At 71.5% G+C, this 18590-nt stretch carries 15 protein-coding genes and 1 pseudogene; 5 read left to right on the top strand and 11 right to left on the bottom strand.

The genetic code is table 11. The annotated features are described in order from the left end of the window. Positions 1-404, bottom strand: a pseudogene (locus AC08OO_RS16640) (hypothetical protein); the annotation flags it as partial. Between the two features lie 259 nt (positions 405-663). On the opposite strand from AC08OO_RS16640, the gene AC08OO_RS16645 reads away from it, so the two are divergent. Next, complete coding sequence (locus AC08OO_RS16645; RefSeq protein WP_476611755.1) at positions 664-1011, top strand: FDXHR family putative zinc-binding protein; 348 nt, start codon at positions 664-666, stop codon at positions 1009-1011. Between the two features lie 333 nt (positions 1012-1344). On the opposite strand, the gene AC08OO_RS16650 is transcribed toward AC08OO_RS16645, so the two are convergent. Further along, on the bottom strand, positions 1345-2253 hold the full coding sequence (locus tag AC08OO_RS16650; RefSeq protein WP_476611756.1) for an acyl-CoA desaturase: 909 nt from the start codon (positions 2251-2253) through the stop codon (positions 1345-1347). Between the two features lie 544 nt (positions 2254-2797). Here AC08OO_RS16650 and AC08OO_RS16655 point away from each other — a divergent pair. From AC08OO_RS16655 to AC08OO_RS16665, 3 genes are all read left to right on the top strand, one after another. After that, positions 2798-5440, top strand: coding sequence for a DEAD/DEAH box helicase (locus AC08OO_RS16655; protein ID WP_476618731.1), 2643 nt, complete (start codon positions 2798-2800; stop codon positions 5438-5440). 79 nt (positions 5441-5519) lie between these two features. Then, complete coding sequence (locus AC08OO_RS16660) at positions 5520-6386, top strand: SAM-dependent methyltransferase (protein ID WP_023841321.1); 867 nt, start codon at positions 5520-5522, stop codon at positions 6384-6386. Between the two features lie 218 nt (positions 6387-6604). Beyond that, positions 6605-7240 carry a response regulator gene (locus AC08OO_RS16665; RefSeq protein WP_476608369.1) on the top strand — a complete coding sequence of 212 codons (636 nt, stop codon included), beginning with the start codon at positions 6605-6607 and terminating at the stop codon, positions 7238-7240. A gap of 91 nt (positions 7241-7331) precedes the next feature. Here the strand turns inward: AC08OO_RS16665 and AC08OO_RS16670 are convergent, their stop codons facing one another. The 9 genes from AC08OO_RS16670 to AC08OO_RS16710 all read right to left on the bottom strand — a co-directional run bounded on the left by AC08OO_RS16670 (position 7332) and on the right by AC08OO_RS16710 (position 17797). After that, complete coding sequence (locus tag AC08OO_RS16670; protein ID WP_476618732.1) at positions 7332-9119, bottom strand: bifunctional aminoglycoside phosphotransferase/ATP-binding protein; 1788 nt, start codon at positions 9117-9119, stop codon at positions 7332-7334. Positions 9120-9436: 317 nt separating this feature from the next. Beyond that, on the bottom strand, positions 9437-10186 hold the full coding sequence (locus AC08OO_RS16675) for an HAD-IA family hydrolase (protein WP_476618733.1): 750 nt from the start codon (positions 10184-10186) through the stop codon (positions 9437-9439). Then, complete coding sequence (locus AC08OO_RS16680) at positions 10183-11505, bottom strand: ABC transporter ATP-binding protein (RefSeq protein ID WP_476618734.1); 1323 nt, start codon at positions 11503-11505, stop codon at positions 10183-10185. Before AC08OO_RS16680 ends, AC08OO_RS16675 begins: the two co-directional genes overlap by 4 nt. Before the next feature lie 7 nt (positions 11506-11512). Beyond that, the gene (locus tag AC08OO_RS16685; protein ID WP_011436668.1) at positions 11513-12340 is read right to left on the bottom strand and encodes a carbohydrate ABC transporter permease; all 828 of its coding nucleotides are present in this window, start codon (positions 12338-12340) and stop codon (positions 11513-11515) included. Next, positions 12327-13343: a carbohydrate ABC transporter permease gene (locus AC08OO_RS16690; RefSeq protein ID WP_241882778.1), complete on the bottom strand. Its 1017-nt coding sequence runs from the start codon at positions 13341-13343 to the stop codon at positions 12327-12329. The genes AC08OO_RS16685 and AC08OO_RS16690 overlap by 14 nt, the downstream gene beginning before the upstream one ends. Further along, entirely contained in the window at positions 13343-14734 is a 1392-nt protein-coding gene (locus AC08OO_RS16695) for an ABC transporter substrate-binding protein (protein ID WP_476611524.1), read from the bottom strand. Before AC08OO_RS16695 ends, AC08OO_RS16690 begins: the two co-directional genes overlap by 1 nt. Before the next feature lie 121 nt (positions 14735-14855). Further along, entirely contained in the window at positions 14856-15677 is an 822-nt protein-coding gene (locus AC08OO_RS16700) for an MBL fold metallo-hydrolase (RefSeq protein ID WP_011436665.1), read from the bottom strand. 297 nt (positions 15678-15974) lie between these two features. Continuing rightward, positions 15975-16937 (bottom strand): LysR family transcriptional regulator, encoded by a 963-nt coding sequence (locus AC08OO_RS16705; RefSeq protein ID WP_011436664.1) that lies wholly within the window; start codon positions 16935-16937, stop codon positions 15975-15977. A gap of 221 nt (positions 16938-17158) precedes the next feature. Further along, positions 17159-17797 (bottom strand): acyl-CoA thioesterase, encoded by a 639-nt coding sequence (locus AC08OO_RS16710; RefSeq protein ID WP_476611525.1) that lies wholly within the window; start codon positions 17795-17797, stop codon positions 17159-17161. 152 nt (positions 17798-17949) lie between these two features. Here AC08OO_RS16710 and AC08OO_RS16715 point away from each other — a divergent pair. Then, the coding region (locus AC08OO_RS16715) for a pyridoxamine 5'-phosphate oxidase family protein (RefSeq protein WP_476618735.1) at positions 17950-18590 on the top strand (641 nt) is incomplete at its 3' end.

The raw sequence follows: 18590 nt of genomic DNA on the forward strand, positions 1-18590 counted from the left end.
AGGTCTAGGCCGGGCGGCACGCGCGTCGCGGACCGCGCCGGCCACCGGACCCAGCGGGGTGCCAGCAACGCCTCGATCCCGGCGAGCACCCGCGCGGCCTGGCCGGCCCCGGCCAGGGGAACCGCGAGCCGCACCACGCCCGGCGCCACCGCACCGCCCGCCCCACGCGGGCCGTCCCTACCCTTCAGACCCTCCGGGCTGTCCGCACCCTCCCGACCGTCCGTGTCCTCCCGACCGGTGCCACCGCTCACCGTGGGCGCGGACGCGGCCCGGGGCCGGTAGGCCACCCCGAGGCCGGCTCCGCCCAGCGGGACCAGGGCGAGCAGATCCCGGCGGACGAACCCGCCGGCCCGCAGCCGGGCGAGCAGGCCCGACTCCGGGTAGGACGGGGATGCCGACGTCACTGGTCGATTCTCACCGGCGGGTCCGACAGTTCGCGCCCCTCCGGGACGGTGCTCAGGACTGTCGGGCCAGTACTCATGGTAGCCAAGCCAGTACTCACTGGCAGCCGGGCCAGGGTCCGCGGCACCCCCGGCGGCCGGTGGCAGCCCGGTGACGCGACGCGCCCGAAGAGCTAGAAAGCCGAAATGCCCACGTTGGAAACGTTGAGCGGCAAGAATCCGACGACGGGAGATCAGAACCTTCGCGGGAAGAGGCGGTTTCATGGCAGGGCGGGACAGCGAGTACGAACGCCCCATCCTGCTCAGCTGCGGCGGCTGCGACGTGCGCTGGACGGCGCTGACCGCGGCGCACTGCCCGTCCTGCCACGAGACCTTCGCCGGCACCACCACCGGCTTCGACGCGCATCGGGTGAAGGGGGCCTGTCTTTCCCCGGAACGGGTCGGGTTGCGCCGCGACCGCGGATACTGGCTCAGCGGAGACGAACGGCCGCCCGGCCGCATCCTGCGGGTCTCCGACCGGCAAGGCGGTTCGGCCGGCCCCGCGGGCGCCCGCGGTGGCGCCGGAGGCGGGGCCCGAGGTGGCGCCGGCACGGTACGGATGGCCGGCTGACCGAGCCCTCCCCCTCATCGGACGGTAGGCGGGATCCCACCCGCCGCCTGCGGCCGGGCTGGATGGCCGAGCCGGTCGCAACAGGCGCGACGGCAGGCACAACGGTGGGCATGGTGGTGGGGACGTGCCACCATCACGGTGTACTGGAAGTCAATCTTGTGTTCCCCGGCTGCGGTCCCGCAGCACCCGGACGCCGTCGCAGACCGCTCTCCCCCGTCCAGGGACGCTTCCGTTGGGGTAAAGGGGCCCGGCAGTGAAGATTCGACCGAGATGGCACGCTTAAAGCCCGTGCCGGTTTTTCTCCGGCCAAGCTATGACGTTCGACGTCGTTTCTCAACGCCCCGCGCCGGCGTCCACTCGGCGGGCGGCGATCCGTTTGGCGGTGGGCCACCGCACGTCGTGCGCCCAGCCGAGCTTCTCGAACAGGCGGATGAGTGCGGCGCTGGGATCGATCTGGCCGGGCAGGACGCCGTGGCGGGCGCTGGTGGGGTCGGCGTGGTGCAGGTTGTGCCACGACTCCCCCAGCGAGGGTATGGCCAGCCACCACACGTTGCTGGAGCGGTCCCGGGCCGCGAACGGTCGGGTGCCGATCGTGTGGCAGATCGAGTTGATGGAGAAGGTGACGTGGTGCAGCAGCGCGATACGGACCAGCGCTCCCCAGAACAAGGCGGTCGCCGCCCCGGCCCAGGACATGCTCCACAGGCCGCCGACCAGCGGCGGCAGCAGCACCGAGGCGGCGACGAGCCAGGGGAAGCGGGCCGAGATCGCCGCGATGTCCCGATCGGCGAGCAGATCCGGGCAGAACGTCTCCGGCGCGGTCCGTTCCGGGTGGAAAAGCCATCCGACATGGGCGTGCAGGAACCCTTTCGCCAGGCCCCTGCCATGATGACCGAAACGCCACGGTGAATGCGGATCAGCTGCCTGGTCGGAGTATTTGTGATGCCGCCGGTGGGCCGCGACCCAGTCGGTCACCCCCATTTCGATGGCGAGGCTCCCGGCGACGGCGAGGATTATCCGCAGCGGCCGGCCGGTCCGGAAGGAACCATGCGTGAACAACCGGTGGTAGCCCACGGTGACACCGAATCCGGTGATCAGGTACATGACGGCACCGATGACCAGGTCGTGCCAGCCCAGCCCCCACCCCCAGGCCAGCGGGACCGCGGCGAGCAGGGCAAGCAGGGGCACGACGATGAAGAACGCGAGCAGGACCTGCTCGCCGAGGGTCTTCGGCTGGTCCGCCACGTCGGGACGGGTCGACCGCCTCGGCCCGGTGGCCCTGGCCGGGAGCGGCGGCCCCGACGGCAGGGTCGGGTCGGGGCGGGACCGGCCCGGCGGACACCCGTCGTAGTCACCGAGCCGGAGTGCTGCGACACGCGCCGCGGCAGAACCGAGGGTGCCCGATCCGAGGGTGCCCGATCCGGGGGTGGTCGTGGGGATGGATTGGGCCGTACCGGACGTGGTAGCCGTACCGGACGTGGTGACAGTAGATTTTACGATAACGGGATCGGTGCTGCCGGATACAGCGGCAGAGGCGGCGATGGCCGACTGCAGTTCGGATTCACGGGACACGTGTTTCCCTCCGTGTCTGGGGGATTGTCAGTGCTACCTGTGGTCGGTTTTCCGGATCGGGGCGTTGGTGCTACCCGCCAGAACCGGGTTGGGCGTACCCCCGCATCGAGGCGCGGAAAGCGGACTTCACGAACACCGTCCGCCCCGGGTAGCAGAGCGTCACGGGCCGCCCACCCGAAAGCCGTGGGCGGCGTCCATCAGGCACGATCGAACGACCATGACACTCACCGACCACCTTCCCCCGACTTCCGGCACCGGCCATGACGACGAACGGGCCCCCCAGCCGAAGGACCCCGGCTCGAAGAACCCGGACCTGACCGGCCCCGGCGGCGGGCCCGGCGGCGGGCCCGATCCCGACGCACTCTATGACGCGTTCACCAGGTGGGTCGCAGAGCAGGGGCTGGAGCTGTACCCGGCGCAGTCCGAGGCGCTGATCGAGATCGTCTCGGGGTCGAACGTGATCCTGGCGACGCCGACCGGGTCGGGCAAGAGCCTGGTCGCGGCGGGGGCGCACTTCGCGGCGCTGGCGGCGCGGCGGCGTACCTTCTACACCGCGCCGATCAAGGCGCTGGTGTCGGAGAAGTTCTTCGCGTTGTGCGCGATGTTCGGTGCGGCGCAGGTCGGGATGATGACCGGAGACGCCAGCGTGAACGACACGGCGCCGATCATCTGCTGCACGGCGGAGGTGCTGGCGAACATCGCGCTGCGCGACGGGGTCGCCGCCGACGTCGGTCAGGTCGTCATGGACGAGTTCCACTACTACGCCGACCCCGGCCGCGGATGGGCCTGGCAGGTGCCGCTGCTGGAACTGCCGCACACCCAGTTCGTCCTGATGTCGGCGACGCTCGGTGACGTGTCGCTGTTCGAGGCGGACCTGACGCGGCGCACCGGGCGCGGGACCGCGGTGGTGCGCTCCGCGCAGCGTCCGGTGCCGCTGTTCTACCGGTTCGTCACCACGCCGATGCACGAGACGATCGGTGAGCTGCTGGAGACCCACCAGGCTCCCGTCTACGTCGTGCACTTCACCCAGGCGCAGGCGTTGGAACGGGCGCAGGCGCTGATGAGCGTGAACGTGTCGACCCGGGCGGAGAAGGACGCGATCGCGAGGACGATCGGGAACTTCCGGTTCACCGCCGGGTTCGGCAGGGTGCTGTCCCGGCTGGTCCGCCACGGCATCGGGGTGCATCACGCCGGAATGCTGCCGAAGTACCGCCGGCTGGTGGAGCAGCTCGCCCAGGCGGGGCTACTGAAAGTCATCTGCGGCACGGACACCCTGGGGGTGGGGATCAATGTGCCGATCCGCACGGTGGTGTTCACCTCCCTGTCGAAGTACGACGGGAGCAGGGTGCGGCTGCTGTCGGCACGGGAGTTCCATCAGATCGCCGGGCGGGCCGGGCGGGCCGGCTACGACCCGGTCGGCAACGTCGTCGTGCAGGCCCCCGAGCATGTGATCGAAAACGAACGCGCGTTGGCGAAGGCCGGGGACGATCCGAAGAAGCGACGCAAGGTGGTCCGCAAGAAGCCCCCCGAGGGCAGCGTCGGGTACGGCCTGGCGACGTTCGAACGGCTCATCGCGGCCGAACCCGAGCCGTTGACCTCCCAGTTCACCGTGAACCACGCGATGCTGCTCAACGTGATCAACCGGCCGGGAGACGCGTTCGCGTCGATGCGCCACCTGCTCACCGACAACCATTCGGATCGCGCCACTCAGCGCCGGCTGATCCACCGGGCGATCGCGATCTACCGGGCGCTGCTGGCGGCCGGGGTGGTGGAGCGCCTCGACACCCCCGACGAGCTGGGCCGCGGCGTGCGGGTGACGGTGGACCTACAGCTCGACTTCGCGCTCAATCAGCCGCTGTCCCCGTTCGCGCTGGCCGCGCTGGAGCTGCTCGACCCGGCCTCCCCCTCCTATGCGCTGGATGTGCTCTCGGTGCTGGAGGCGACCCTGGACAATCCCCGGCAGGTGCTGCACGCCCAGCTGTCGAAGGCGAAGGGGGAGGCGGTCGCGGCGATGAAGGCCGAGGGCGTCGACTACGACCGGCGGATGGAGCTGCTGGAGGAGGTCAGCTATCCCCAGCCGCTGGCGGAGCTGCTGGGCGCGGCGTTCGCCCTGTACCGGCGGGGGCATCCCTGGGTCGACGACTACGAGCTGGCGCCGAAGTCGGTGGCGCGGGAGCTCTACGAGCGGGCGATGACGTTCGCCGAGTACGTGGCGTTCTACGGGCTGGCCCGCTCGGAGGGGCTGCTGCTGCGCTACCTGGCCGACGCCTACAAGGCGCTGCGCCAGACGGTGCCCGAGGACGCCCGCACCGAGGAGGTCGTCGACCTGACCGAGTGGCTGGGGGAACTGGTCCGCCAGACCGACTCCAGCCTCCTCGACGAGTGGGAGCGGCTGAGCAACCCGGCCGGGGACGGCGCGGGCACCACGGCGGGCACCACGGCGAGCGGTGGTGGCGTCGACGAGCGGCCACCGGCGGTCACGGGCAACATCCGGGCATTTCGGGTGTTGGTGCGCAACGCGCTGTTCCGCCGGGTCGAGCTTGCCGCGCTGCGCCGCTACGACACGCTTGGCGAGCTCGACGGCGGGTACGACGGCGGGTTCGACGCCAACGGGTGGCGGGCGGCGTTGGAGCCGTACTTCGCCGAGCATGGCGAGATCGGCACCGGTCCGGACGCGCGGGGGCCGGGTCTGCTCATCCTCGACGAGAAGCCGGGGACGCCGGGGACGTGGACGGCGCGACAGATCTTCGACGACCCGGCCGGGGACCATGACTGGGGCTTCAGCGCGGAGATCGACCTGACCGCCTCGGACGAGGCGGGAGTCGCGGTGGTCAGGGTCACCGCCATCGACCGATTCTGACGCCCGTAAAGGGACACGAAATCCGCCCCCGCTAGGGTATTTGGTGAGGATCGTCCAATTACCAAGGGGGCTGATTGCGGTGACGAGCGCGGACCGACACGACCCAGAGGTCGGGCAGTGGTGGAAGAGCCTTGCGGAGGAACGCAGCCCGGTCGACCTCAGGACCGACCAGCCGCACGCGGCCCGGATGTACGACTACTTCCTGGGCGGCAAGGACAACTTCCCCGTTGATCGGGAGGCGGCCGAGCAGGCACGGGCCGCCTTCCCGGGCGCCAGCATCGCCGCGGTGGAGAACCGGGCGTTCCTGCGCCGGGCGACCCGGTTCCTGGCCACCGAGGTCGGGATCCGCCAGTTCCTCGACATCGGCACCGGCATCCCCACGTCCCCGAACCTGCACGAGATCGCCCAGGGCATCGCCCCCGACGCCCGGATCGTCTACACCGACAACGACCCGATCGTGCTCGCCCACGCCCGGGCCCTGCTCGCCAGCACCCCCGAGGGCCGCACCGCCTACCTCGACGCGGATCTGCGCGACCCGGAGCGCATTCTGGCCGCCCCGGAACTGCGCGACACCCTCGACCTGACTCAGCCGGTCGCCCTGTCCATGATCGCGATCTTCCATTTCATCCCCGACGCGGATGACCCCTACGGCATCCTCGGCCGGCTGCTGGCGGCCCTGCCGTCGGGCAGTTATCTGGCGCTCACCCACGCCACCGCCGACGTCAACCCCGGCATGGAGCAGCTCTTCATCACGTACCGCTCCCGGGGCATCCCCGGGCAGCAGCGCACCCGGGCCGAAGTGGAACGGTTCTTCGCCGACCTGGAGCTCATCGATCCCGGGGTGGAGATGGTCCATCGGTGGCGGCCGGAGGAGCCCGCCGCCGAGGGCGAGGGGCCGACCGATGCCGAGGTCAGTGTCTACGGCGGCGTCGCCCGCCTCGGGTAGCCATCTCGGGTAACCGCCGGCTCTCACCGGTTGTGCGGCCGCCAGCCGCTGCGGGCCCCGGGCCGGGGGCGGTGCGCTCACGCGGGCGGGTTCACCCGGGTGCGCCGGACGGCTCGAACGGGCCCGCCCGCACCCGCGCACCCTCCCGGCACCATGCCGAACCGGTCCGGGCGACGACCATGGACGGTATCGTCGGCACCGTGAGTATCGTCGGCACCGTGGGCACCGTACGGGTCTTCCTCCTGGACGATCATGAGATCGTCCGGCGTGGCATCCGCGAGATGCTCTCCGAGAACGGTGACATCGAGGTTGTCGGAGAGGCGTCCACCGCGGCGGAGGCACTGCGCCGGATCCCGGCGACGAGGCCGGACGTGGCCGTGCTCGACGCCCGCCTCGAAGACGGCAACGGTATCGACGTCTGCCGGGATCTGCGCTCGGCGCACCCCGAGATCGGCTGCCTGATCCTCACCTCCTACGACGACGATGACGCCCTGTTCGCCGCCATCATGGCCGGGGCCGCCGGCTACCTGCTCAAGCAGATCAGGGGCACGGACCTGGTCGGCGCCATCCGGACAATCGCCGCGGGCCGTTCCCTGCTCGACCCGGCCGTCACCCAGCGGGTCCTCACCCGGTTGCGGGAGGGCCCGGCCGAGGACCGCAAGCTTGCCACCCTCGGCGAGCGGGAACGCCAGATCCTCGTCCTCATCGCGGAGGGGCTGACCAACCGGCAGATCGCCGGGCGGATCCACCTGTCCGAGAAGACGGTGAAGAACTACGTCTCGGCCATCCTGGAGAAGCTGGAGCTGTCCAGCCGCACCCAGGCCGCCGTGTACGCCACCCGCATCGAGAAGTGACGGCGCCCGGAAACGCATCTTGAAGCGTGACGGCACCTTGAAGCGTGACGGCGCCGCGCGGGGATGGTCGCGCCGGACCCGCCGGGCGACGTCAGTCGAGGTGGGCGAGGACCGTCTGCAGGGCCTCGGCGACCGGGACGGCGGTGCGTACCACCGTCGCCGACGGCCAGGGGTCGGCACGGGCCGCCATCGCCCGGTGGATGGCCATCGTCGCCTCCGACGGGTCGGTGCCCGCGGCGGCGCGGCGCCCGATCCGGGCGGCCGCCACCTCCGGTGCCGTCACGCAGTGCAGCTCCACCAGGTCGGCGCAGACGCTTGCGGCAAGCTCGGCGGCGGCCCGGCGGTGACGCGCGCTCGACCAGGATGCGTCCAGCACCACCCGTTCCCCGCGGGCGAGAGCCGCCTCGGCGCGGCGCAGCATCTCGGCGTACGTCGCGTCGGTGATCTCGGGGGCGTAGCGCCCGGTGCCGAACCGCGGGTCGCCGTCCGCGGGGTCGCCGTCCGCGGGGTCGGAGGTCGCGGGGTCGGAGGTCGCGGCAGGCCCGCCCACCGGCGCGACGTCCACCGCGCCCGCGCCGGTACCGGCGTCGCGGCAGGCCCCGGTTCTCGTGGTGGTGCCGCTGGCATTGCGCAGGGCACTGGCATACCCGCCGGCGGTCGTGTCCGCGGCCGGCCCGCCCTCACGCAGGGGCATCCCGGTCAGCTCCTGGCGGATCACGTCGGAGCGCAGCAGCACCCAGCCGTCACCGACCCCGGCCAGCCGGCCGGCCAGGGTCGTCTTGCCCGTCCCGGGTAGCCCGCCGACCACGACGAGCTGGACCCGGCCGGCCCGCAGATGACGGTGGGCGACGGCCAGCAGCCGGCGGGCCTCCTCGGCCGCGTCGGGATCACCCTGCCCGCCCCGGATACAGGTCACCTTCGCCCGGACGAACGCCCGGTAGGCGACGTAGAGATGCTGCAACGACCGCGGGTGCACCTCGCCGCTGAACTCCCGGTAGGCGTCGAGGAACTCGGCGGCCTCCTCCGGCGCGCCGAGGCGTTCCAGATCCATCGCCAGGAACGCGACGTCGCCGAGGACGTCACCGAAGCGCAGCCGCGGGTCGAACTCGATGCAGTCGAGGATGCGGGGTCCGTCGCCGAGGCAGTAGATGTCGTCGGCGAGCAGGTCGCCGTGCCCGTCGCGGATCCACCCGGCGCGCACCCGATCGCCGAGCAGGGTCTCCCGGCCGGCCAGGTAGCGCAGCGCCAGTTCGCCGATCTCGTCGACCACCGCCGCGTCCAGCAGGGTGCCACGGTAGGGGGAGATGCCTTCCAGGCCCTCCCGCCACAGCCCCTCCAGGGTCGCCCGGTGCCCCGCCACCGCGATCTCCGGTGAGGTCTCGCACCGCTGGTGGAACACCGCCAGCGCCCGAGCGACCGTGCGCAGTGCCGGGCCGACCCGGCTGCGCCGGCGCACGAGGGTGGACAGCCGCCGGCTCGCCGGCATCCGCCGCATCACGACCAGGTGGTCGATCACCTCACCGGTGTCGTCGAGGAGATCGGCGACCCCCAGGTAGACGTCGGGGGCCAGCCGGCGGTTGAGCGCGACCTCCGACCGGCAGACCGACTCCCGGGTGCGGCGGTCGGTGAAGTCGAGGAAGCCCAGGTTCACCGGCTTCTTGCGCTTGTACACGCGATCGGCGGCCAGGTGCAGCGTGGCGCTGTGCGTCTCGTAGGTCTCGAACGTCTCCAGCTCGGACAGGTACAGGGCGCGCAGCCGGGGCTGGGCCGGGGTTGAGGCGGGGGACGGCGGGTTCGTCGGGGACAACATCCCTCCGGCCGCGTGATGGTCGTCCGCCCCGGTGGAGGGCGTCGCATCCCGCACGTACTGGATGGTCATGGCCCCTCCAGGGGGTCGCGTGGCAGGTCTGGCGGGTCGGGACACGGCGGTCGACGCTCGTCGCACCGCGTCGGACGGTCGGACGGTCGGACGGGTGACGCCGGCGGTGTGGACAGATGAACGCCGACGTCCGATGGCTCCGAACATCATCGTCGCCGCCGGCGAGCATCCTCGCGACCGCCAGAGGTTGCCTACCCGGGGGCCCTTCGGACCATTCGTGGTGGACGTCCGACCCGACCCGGGCCGCACCCGCCAGCGGGCCACCGGATCCGCTGTGCCCGCCCGGTCACCGCACCCCCGCCCGGTACCGGCCCGGTCTAGCCGGCCAGCTCGGGAACCCCGGTCACCGCGGCCAGCTCGGCCAGCGTATCCGCGACGCTGCGGTGATGGATCGCCGTCCAGCCGCGCCGGCGCGCTGCCTCACAGTTCGCGGCGGCGTCGTCGATGAGGACGCAGCCCGGGCCGGGCTGGCCGAACGTGCGTTCGGCGAGGTCGTAGACGGCCGGGTCGGGCTTGCCGATCCCGATCTCATGAGAGTTGATGATGGACTCGAAGACCGACCAGTCGGGCAGCAGCGCGCGGCGCAGCGGCTCCCACTCGGCCACGCTGTTGGTCAGCAGTCCCACCCGCAGGCCGGCGGCGCGGGCGCGCAGCAGCCCATCGACCATCACCGACTCCAGGGTGCGACCGGCATACCAATGGTCCCCGAACCGGGACAGGTCAATGCGCGGCGGGTGGGCTGTCCCGAGGGCGTCCGTGACGAGGATCCCCCAGTCGTGCTGGCTGACCACGCCCCGTTCGAGGGGGCCCAACGTGCGCAGGCCCCACGTCGCCGCCACCTGGTCGAACGCCCGGCGCAACTCGTGGGCGGGTACGCCCACGGCGGCGACCAGGTCGCGGAACGCCACAGCGATCGACGACGTCAGCACTCCGCCGAAATCGCACCAGATCGCCCACGGCGCCGCGCCGGCCGCCCGGGGCGCGGCCTCCCCTGGGGGCGCGGTCTCCCCTGGGGGCGCGGTCTCCCCCACGGGGGCGGGACGTCCCGCGGGCAGCAGTTCGGTCATGTCGGCTCGGCGTCGTGGGCGATCTCGTCGACGCGCTGCCCACTGACCGGGTCGAACAGGTGCAGTCGGCACGCGGGAACCCGGACCCGCAGCGGGGTGCCGACGGCCGGGACGCCGGCCTGGGCCGGGACGGTCACCGCCCACCGGGCCGGGCCGACCTCGTCCGGGCCGGCGTCCCACTCGCCGGTCTCCCCCGCCGCGGCGGCCCCGCTCACGCAGTGGACGACGACCACGTCCCCGGTGAACTCGACCACGTCGACCAGCCCCTCCATGACCAGGCCGGCACCGGCCAGGCCCGCACCGGCCAGGCCGCCCGCTGCCGCGGCCCGATCGGGCCCGGCCTCGATGACGCCGTCCCCCGGCCGCCAGCCGAGCCAGGACCGGGGCAGCGTCAGCGGTCCGGCCAGCCGCGCGGACAGCCCCGGTGCCGCGAGCGCCCCACCGCCGTTCGTCACCTCGACCAGGTGCAGGTTCATCGCCGGACTGCCGACGAACGCGGCGACGAAGACGTCGGCCGGCCGGCGGTAGACCTGCTCGGGCGTGCCGGCCTGCGCCACCCGTCCGCCGTTCATGACCACCAGATGGGTGCCCATGGACAGCGCCTCGAGCTGATCGTGGGTGACGAGAACGACGGTGTTGCCCAGCTCGCGGTGCAGGCGCACGAGTTCGGCCCGGGCCTGCTGGCGTAGCTGGGCGTCGAGCGCGGAGAGGGGCTCGTCGAGCAGGAGCACACTCGGGCGGCGCACGATCGCGCGGGCGAGGCCGACGCGCTGGCGCTCACCCCCGGAGAGCTGCCCAGGTCGGCGGTGCCGCAGGTCGGCGAGCCCCAGCAGGACGCAGGCCTCGGTGACCCGGCGGGAGATCTCGCCACGGCTCGGGCCCGCCCCGCCCGCCCCCCGGCGCAGAAATCCGAGGCGGCCGCGGTTGTGCTTCGCCTCGAGCCGCAGGCTGAAGGCGATGTTCTGCTCGACGGTGAGATGTGGGTAGAGCGCGAAGTCCTGGAAGACCATCGAGACCCCGCGCGCGCCCGGTGGCGTCGCCGTGACGTCCACCCCGTTGATCGTCAACCGGCCTTCGTCGGGGGTCTCCAGCCCGGTGATGACCCGCAGCGCGGTCGACTTCCCGCATCCCGACGGCCCGACGATCACCGTGAAGGACCGGTGCGGAAGATGCAGGTCGGCGACGTCGAGCGCGGGCCGCCCGGTGCCGCCGTACCGGCGCATGATCCCACGGAAGTGCACCCCCCCGCTGGGGGCGGGGAGCTCCGGCGGTGGGGCCTCGCCGAGGATCGGCCGGCTGGTCACGGTGGTGTCGGTCATCCGGTGCTCATCTCAGGCCAGCTTGGAGGAAAGCGTCGGTGATGCGGCGGGAGGCGAAGAGGTAGACGATGGTCACCGGGATCGAGGCGAGCATGGCCCCGGCGAGCAACGGGCCGTACTCCGGGCCCTCCTGGGTCTCGAACATCTGCAGGCCCGGCTGGATGGTCGTCGTGTCCCGGTGGGGCGCGACGAGGGTGGGCCAGAGATACTCGTTCCACGTCGTGATGAACACGACGACGGCCACCGCCGCGAGCGCGGGGCGCAGCAGCGGCAGGACGATGTGGCGCAGCGTCTCGGCGTGGCTGGCGCCATCGAGGGTCGCGGCGCCGAGCAGGGTCGGCGGGATGCCGCGGATGTGCTCGCGCAGCAGCAGCACCGCCAGCGAGCAGGTGGCCAGCTGCGGCACGATCAGCCCGGCGAAGGTGTTGCGCCAGCCCAGCCGGGAGACCAGCAGGAACTGTGGGATCATCAGGGCCTGCGGCGGGACGACGAGGGCGATGACCACCAGCGCGGAGACGAGCCGCTGCCCGGCGTGGGAGAAACGGACGAACGACCAGGCTGCGAGTACCCCGGCGACGAGGTGCAGGATGGTCACACCCGTCGCCATGACGAAGGTGTTCAGCAGCAGTCGGCCGATGGGGAACCCGTCGATGGCGTTGCGGTAGTTGCTCAGGCTGGCCGGGATGGGCAGCGGGTTGGCGCCGTAGATGTCCGCGGGCGGCTTGAACGAGGTGGTCAGCGCCCACAGCATCGGGAAGAGCATCGCGACGACCGCCACGGCGAGTACCACGTGCCGGCCGGCGGCGCGGGTGGCCTGGACATCAGAGCGCGGCACGGCGCCTCCTGGTCAGCGCGGTCAGCGGGGCGGCGAGGGCAGCCGCGAGCCGGGTGGTCGGCCGGTCCCGGTCCGGGGCGCCGAACGTGCCGGCGACGCGGCGGGCCAGCGTCGACAGGCCGAACAGGGCGCACAGGACCACCACGATCGTCAGCGCCGCCGCCGCGCCCGTCCCGGCGTCGAAGTAGGTGAACGCGTAGGTGTACAGACGGTAGTAGACGTTGTCGGTGGTGTTGTCGGGGCCGCCCTGGGTGAGCACGGCGATGTTGGTGAACGTCCACTGCCCGGCGAACACCGCGCACAGGAACGACAGCAGGATCGTGGTGCCACGCAGTTGGGGGACCACGAGACGGCGGGTGATCTCCCATTCGGTGGCGCCGTCGACGCGGGCGGCGTCGAGGCAGCGCCGGTCGATCGCGGCCAGTGCCGCGCCGTAGAGCAGCATGTTGAGCGCGACGAACCGGGCCGCGGTGACGAGCGAGATGGCGGCGAGGGCGGTCGAGGGATCACCGAGCCAGTCCCGCTCGCCCAGGCCCAGCCCGCCAGTGACGACGTTGACGATCCCGCCGAGCGGGTCGAGGACGAACCGCCAGGACAGCGCGTTCGCGACAGGGGCGAGCATCACCGGCAGGAACAGCAGGGCCCGGTAGATGTCGCTGGTCCGACCGGGTCGCTTCCACAACATGATCGCCAGCGCCATCGGGACGACCGTCGCGAAGGGCAACATCACCAGGACGTAGAGGCCGGTGCGGCTCAGCGCCCGGGGGAACTCTTCGCCCCCGAACAGGCCGCGGAAGTTGGCAAGCCCCACGAAGTCCTGGTCGGGTTTGATCAGGTCCCAGTTCGTCAGGCTCAGGTACGCCTCGAAGAGCAGCGGCCCGTAGACGAAGACCGCCAGCGACACCAGCACCGGCGTCTGGTAGAGCCACGGCACGGCGCGGCGTGCCACCGTGGCCGGGAGGACCCCGCGCGGGCGTGCCGCGCGGGGCCGGGTGCCGATCATCAGGAGGAGAGTGCGCGGATCTTCTCGGCGGCCTTGCTCAGGGTCGCCTGGGGATCGGCCCCGCGCAGGACGATCGGTTCGACGCCCTCGTCCTGCAGCACGACGACGGCCTGGTTGGCCTTCGCCCCGCGGAACGAGGTGTAGGGGGTGACGGTGTCGAGCTGGTCGAGGGCCGGTTCCAGCAGCTTCACGATCGGGGTGCCGGCGAGCTTCGTCGCCACGCTCTGTCGCAGCGGCAGGTAACCGATCTTCGAGGTGATGATCTCGAAGCCCTCGTCGGAGGTGAGGAACTTGATGAACTCCCAGGCGGCGCGCTGCTTGGCCGGGTCCTTGGCCAGCACCGCGAGCCCGGCGCCGGAGTAGGTCGGGCGGGCGGGTTTGGTGCCGAAGGACGGCAGACCCGCGGTGCGCAGCTCGAACTTGCCCGCCGCCGCCTTCTGGGCGCTGGCGAGCAGCGCCGTGCTGGTGACGAACATGCCGAGGTCACCCTTGGTGAACGCGGCCAGGGCCGCTTCGGCCTTGACTCCGGGCTGGGCACCCGAGGCGGTCAGGTCGGCGATCGTGGCCAGCGCCTCGACGGCAGGCTGCTTGTCGAGGGTGACGCCGCCGTTCTTGTCCACCAGCGAGCCGCCGTTGGAGTTGACGACCGACTGGGTCAGGTAGTCCGACTTCCCGCTGTCGACGACGCTGATGTAGACGCCCTGCTTACCGGTCGCCTTGATCTTCAAAGCGGCGGCCTTGACGTCGGCGAGGGTCGTCGGCGGGTGTTGGGGGTCCAGGCCGGCGGCGCGGAACAGGTCGGCGTTGTAGTACATGACCGGGATCGACATCGTGAACGGCATCGCCGCGACGACGCCGTTGGTGGAGACGGCCGACAGGATGCTCTTCGAGATGCCGGCGGTGGCCGACTCCCACTCGCTGCCGGCGACCTTCTGGACCGGGGTGATCGGCAGGGCGTCGACCGCCTCGGCCATCTTGCTCCAGCCGATCTGGGCGACGTCGGGCGGATCACCGGCGGCGGTGTCGGTGCGCAGCCGGGTGAGGACGTCCTTCACCGCGACGCCCTGCGGCTTGACCGTGATCTTCGGGTGCGCCTTGGCGAAGGCGTCGAGCAGTGCCTGGGTTCCCGTACCACCGAGACCCGGGGTGCCGTAGTTGTAGGACAGGAAGGTGATGGTCGCCGGGGTGTCACCTTGCGGTGTCGCGGCCGGGGTACCGGAGGCGGTGTCGCTGTCCGAGCCGCAGGCCGCCACGGCGAGCAGGCCGACCGCGGCGGACAACGCCGTGACGACCAGCCGGGCCCGGTGCCGCCGCGGACGGCGGCCCGGGCGTTCCTGTCCTGCGTCCCGTTCATGTCCAGCAGCATCGTCGTGCCGGGAAACGGCTGTCACACCAGTCGCCTTTCACGCGTCGGAGCGATTGCGTCACCCGAGGGGTGATCGCGTCCCGGGAACAGGTCGCCACCCGGGAACAGGGTGCCCCCCACGGGGGGCGGGAAGACGTCGGCGGAGGTCATGCGACGTCGAACTTGCGGGCCGGGGCGGCCAGGTGCACCGGCCCGTCGAACACCCGCTCGGCCTCGGCGCGCCGCGCGGCCAGCCACTCGGGGTCGTCGGTGACGAAGTGGGTGAGCACGAGCTGACCCACCCCGGCGAGCCGGGCCGCCTCGGCCGCGTCGAGGGCGCTGAGGTGGCCGTGGTCGCTGTCGTCGGTCAGCTCGAGGGTGGCCTCGGCGAGAAAGAGATCGACGCCGCGGGCGAGGTCGACGAGGGCGTCGGTCACTCCGGTGTCGCCGGTGTAGGCGAGGCTGGCGTCCGCCGTCTCGATGCGGATCCCGCAGTTCGGTACCGCGTGGCGCAGCCCGTGCAGGCTGACCAGGCAGTCGCCGATCTTGAAGGTCTCCCCCGGGTCGTACTCGCGGACGTCGAAGGCGACCTCGAACGCCTTGTCCAGCAACGGGATCGTCGCGACCGGAAATAGTCCGGCCAATGTCCGGAAGGTGTCCAGGCCGCCCCGTGGAAGGTAAAGCGGAATCGGTTCGCTGCGCGTCGGAATGTCGCGTGCCGGCAGCGTCGGGAATCGCATGGGATACCGGGTCCGGCTGGCCAGCAATGCCTTCCCCACCGGCAGGAGATCATAGCAGTGATCGGAATGCAGATGACTGATCACAATACCGTCGAGCACCGCGGGATGCCCCAGCGCGCTCAGCGCCGTCGCGGCGCCGGGGCCGCAGTCCAGCAGCATCTTCGTCTCCGCGGTGCAGACGAGGTAGCTGGAGCTGCACTGACCGCCGGTCGGCATTCCCGACCGGCAGCCCAGGACGGTCAACCGCATACGTTCATCCGTTCATCTTGATGTTCCGCTCTTGGTGTTCCGTTGGGAACATTCCGTTGGGAACATGTGGAACATTCGGCGCCGGGGTGCGCGAGGATTTCCGCTGTCATCCGCGATGCTGCTGGGTGGCGCCGTCGCCGGCAATACGGAACTTTCGAACGGACGATTGCCCCAGCCAATCGTCATCTACACGCGCCGCCGTCGCCGAACGGCCCGTGACGAAGAACATCGGGTCGGTCCGGCGGCGGGGGGCCGAAGGTGCCGGGAGGCCGCGAAAGGTGCCGCGGGGGTGCGGGCTCAACCGCCGGAAGCCGGCTGCCCGTCGTGGGCGAGGACCGGCACCTGCGGCGCGGCAGGCGCGGGGACGGCGTCCTCCCCGAAGGGACCCGCGTTGTCCAAGCTGCGCAGGAACGCCTCGACGACGGGCGGCGGGTCGGGGTGCCAGACCACCTGCACCCCGACGGTGGGCACCGGCTCGACGAGCCGCACGGCCGCCAGGCCCTTGCCGGGCACGAAACCACTGCGGACGGACGAGGCGAATCCCACGACCGACTTCGTCGTGACGATGATCCCCGTGGCACCCGAGTCGTCGACCTCGTCGGCGACCGTCAGGCTGATGCCCGCCCGGCCGGCCGCGGCGAGGATCGCGTCGTGCATGGCGGGGCTCTGTTCCCGTCGGAACAACACACACCGTTGACGCGCGAGCTCCCGGAACGACGCCTGCTGGCGGTCGGCCCACGGATGGTGGTGGCCGACGATGGCGACCAGCGGCAGGGTGAGAATCCGTCGCGACTGCAGCCCGACGGCCGGCGCCCCGCCGAACACGAGCGCCACGTCCACCTTGCGGTCGTGCAGGGCGGCGAGCGTCGGTCCGCTGCGGGCTTCCCAGAGAACCGTGGAGATGCCGGGGTAGTCGGCGCCCAACCGGACGAGGGTCGGCTGGAGCACCCGCTGCCCGGCGGGGAAGTTGAAGCCGATGGTCAGCACGCCCACGCGGCCCGAGGCCGCCTCCCGGGCCGCCGACACGGCCCGGCGCGCGGTGTCGAGGACCCGCCGGGCCTCGACCTCGAACGCGCGGCCGGCCGCGGTGAGCCGCACCTCGTGGGAGGTCCGGCTGACCAGTTCGACACCGACCTCCCGTTCGAGGCGCTGGAGCTGCTGACTCAGCGACGGCTGGGCCAGGTGCAGCCGGGCCGCCGCCCGCCCGAAGTGCAGTTCCTCGGCGATTGCGAGGAACGAGACGAGATAGCGGAACTCCATGCGGGTCTCCACGGCACCTCCCCGCAGAAAAATATCGTTCCGGAATACCGGCGGTGGAATATAAAAAAAACGGACGGTGAAATTCCCGTGTTGATTGGCCGCCCAGCCGATCATGGATGATGGCCGCGGGTCATCGCCAGCCGGCCGGGGCCATGGGTTACCGGCTGGCCGGGCCCGCCGGACCCACCGATCTTTTGTTGATCATGATAGCCGAGTGGACGTCAACACCGTTGATTATCTTGCTCGGGGTGAGGGAGGACCGGCCGGGCACCAGACGGCTGGCCCGGAATCGGACCGCCCGCGGCCGGCTCTCCCCCGCCCGCCGCGGACCGCGTCACCGCCGGGGACGGGGACGCCGGGGACGCCGATGTGGCGATGTCCGTATCCGCCTCGCTCGTCCGCGACGGACCACCGGCGCGGACCGGGAACCACACCGACTCCAGCAGGGCGCGCCGGTCCAGAGGTAGCGGGGTGGGAACGCCGTCGACCAGGTGCACCATGACGGTGTCGCACAGCCCCAGGCAGACCCCGTCGAGGAAGAGGCCGGCACTGTGCACGAACGACGACGCGCCGATCCGGCTTATCCCGTGGCCGATCTCGTAGGTGGCGGGATAGTGCGCCTCGGCCAGGTAGTGGATGCTGAGCTGTGCGACGACGGGCGTGAACCCGGGCCGGCCACCCGGGTCCTCGGGGCGGAGCAACCGGGTGTGCAGTCCCACCCGGGTGTCCTCGTACAACGAGGCGATGGCGACGTTATTAAGGTGACCGAAGATGTCCATGTCGCTGAACCGCGCGGGCATCGGCTGACTCAGGGGATAGCTGGCGAGGCTGAGCCTCGCCGGATCACGTCTCGGGTCCATTTCGCCACTGTGCCCCATCCGATCCGGCCGTGGAGGGTCAACATTCGGTCTTCTTCGTCATGCCGATCCGCATCTCCCCGGCCGGTCGGATTCCGGCCAGCCGGAAAACGATGTACCGCTGTCGCTGTCGGGACAAGGCCGATACTGAGGGGATGGGAAAGACCTACGAGCGCATCGACGGTAGGCTCCGGACGTTCATCGAGGAGCAGGTGGTCTTCTTCGTGGCGTCGGCGCCGCTGTCCGCCCAGGGCAGCGTGAACATCTCCCCGAAGGGTCGGGCCGGCACGCTCGCCGTGCTCGACGAACGGACCCTGGCCTACCTGGACTTCGGCGGCAGCCACGCGGAGACCATCGCCCACCTGCGCGAGAACGGCCGGATCACCCTGATGTGGTGCGCCTTCACCGGGCCACCGACCATCGTGCGGGTGCACGGCCGCGGCGAACCGGTCCTGCGCGACGATCCCCGCTTCTCCGAGCTGCTCACCCACTTCGACGCCGAGCGGGCGGGCGCCGCCGGGCTGCGCGCCGTCATCCTCATCGCGGCGGAACGGATCAGCGACAGCTGCGGGTACGCCGTCCCGTTCATGGACTACCGCGAGGAACGGCCGCTGCACGCCCAGTATTTCGACCGCAAGACCGACGAGGAGTTCGCCGTCTACTGCGCGTCGAAGGAGTTCAACGGCACGAGCGTCGACGGCCTGCCCGCGCTCCCTCTCCCCCTGCCCGCGCTCCCGACACCCGCCCCGGCGGCGACGCCGGCACCCCCGCCGGCACCCCCGCCGGCACCCCCGCG

This window comes from Frankia sp. CeCAU1, assembly GCF_977971845.1.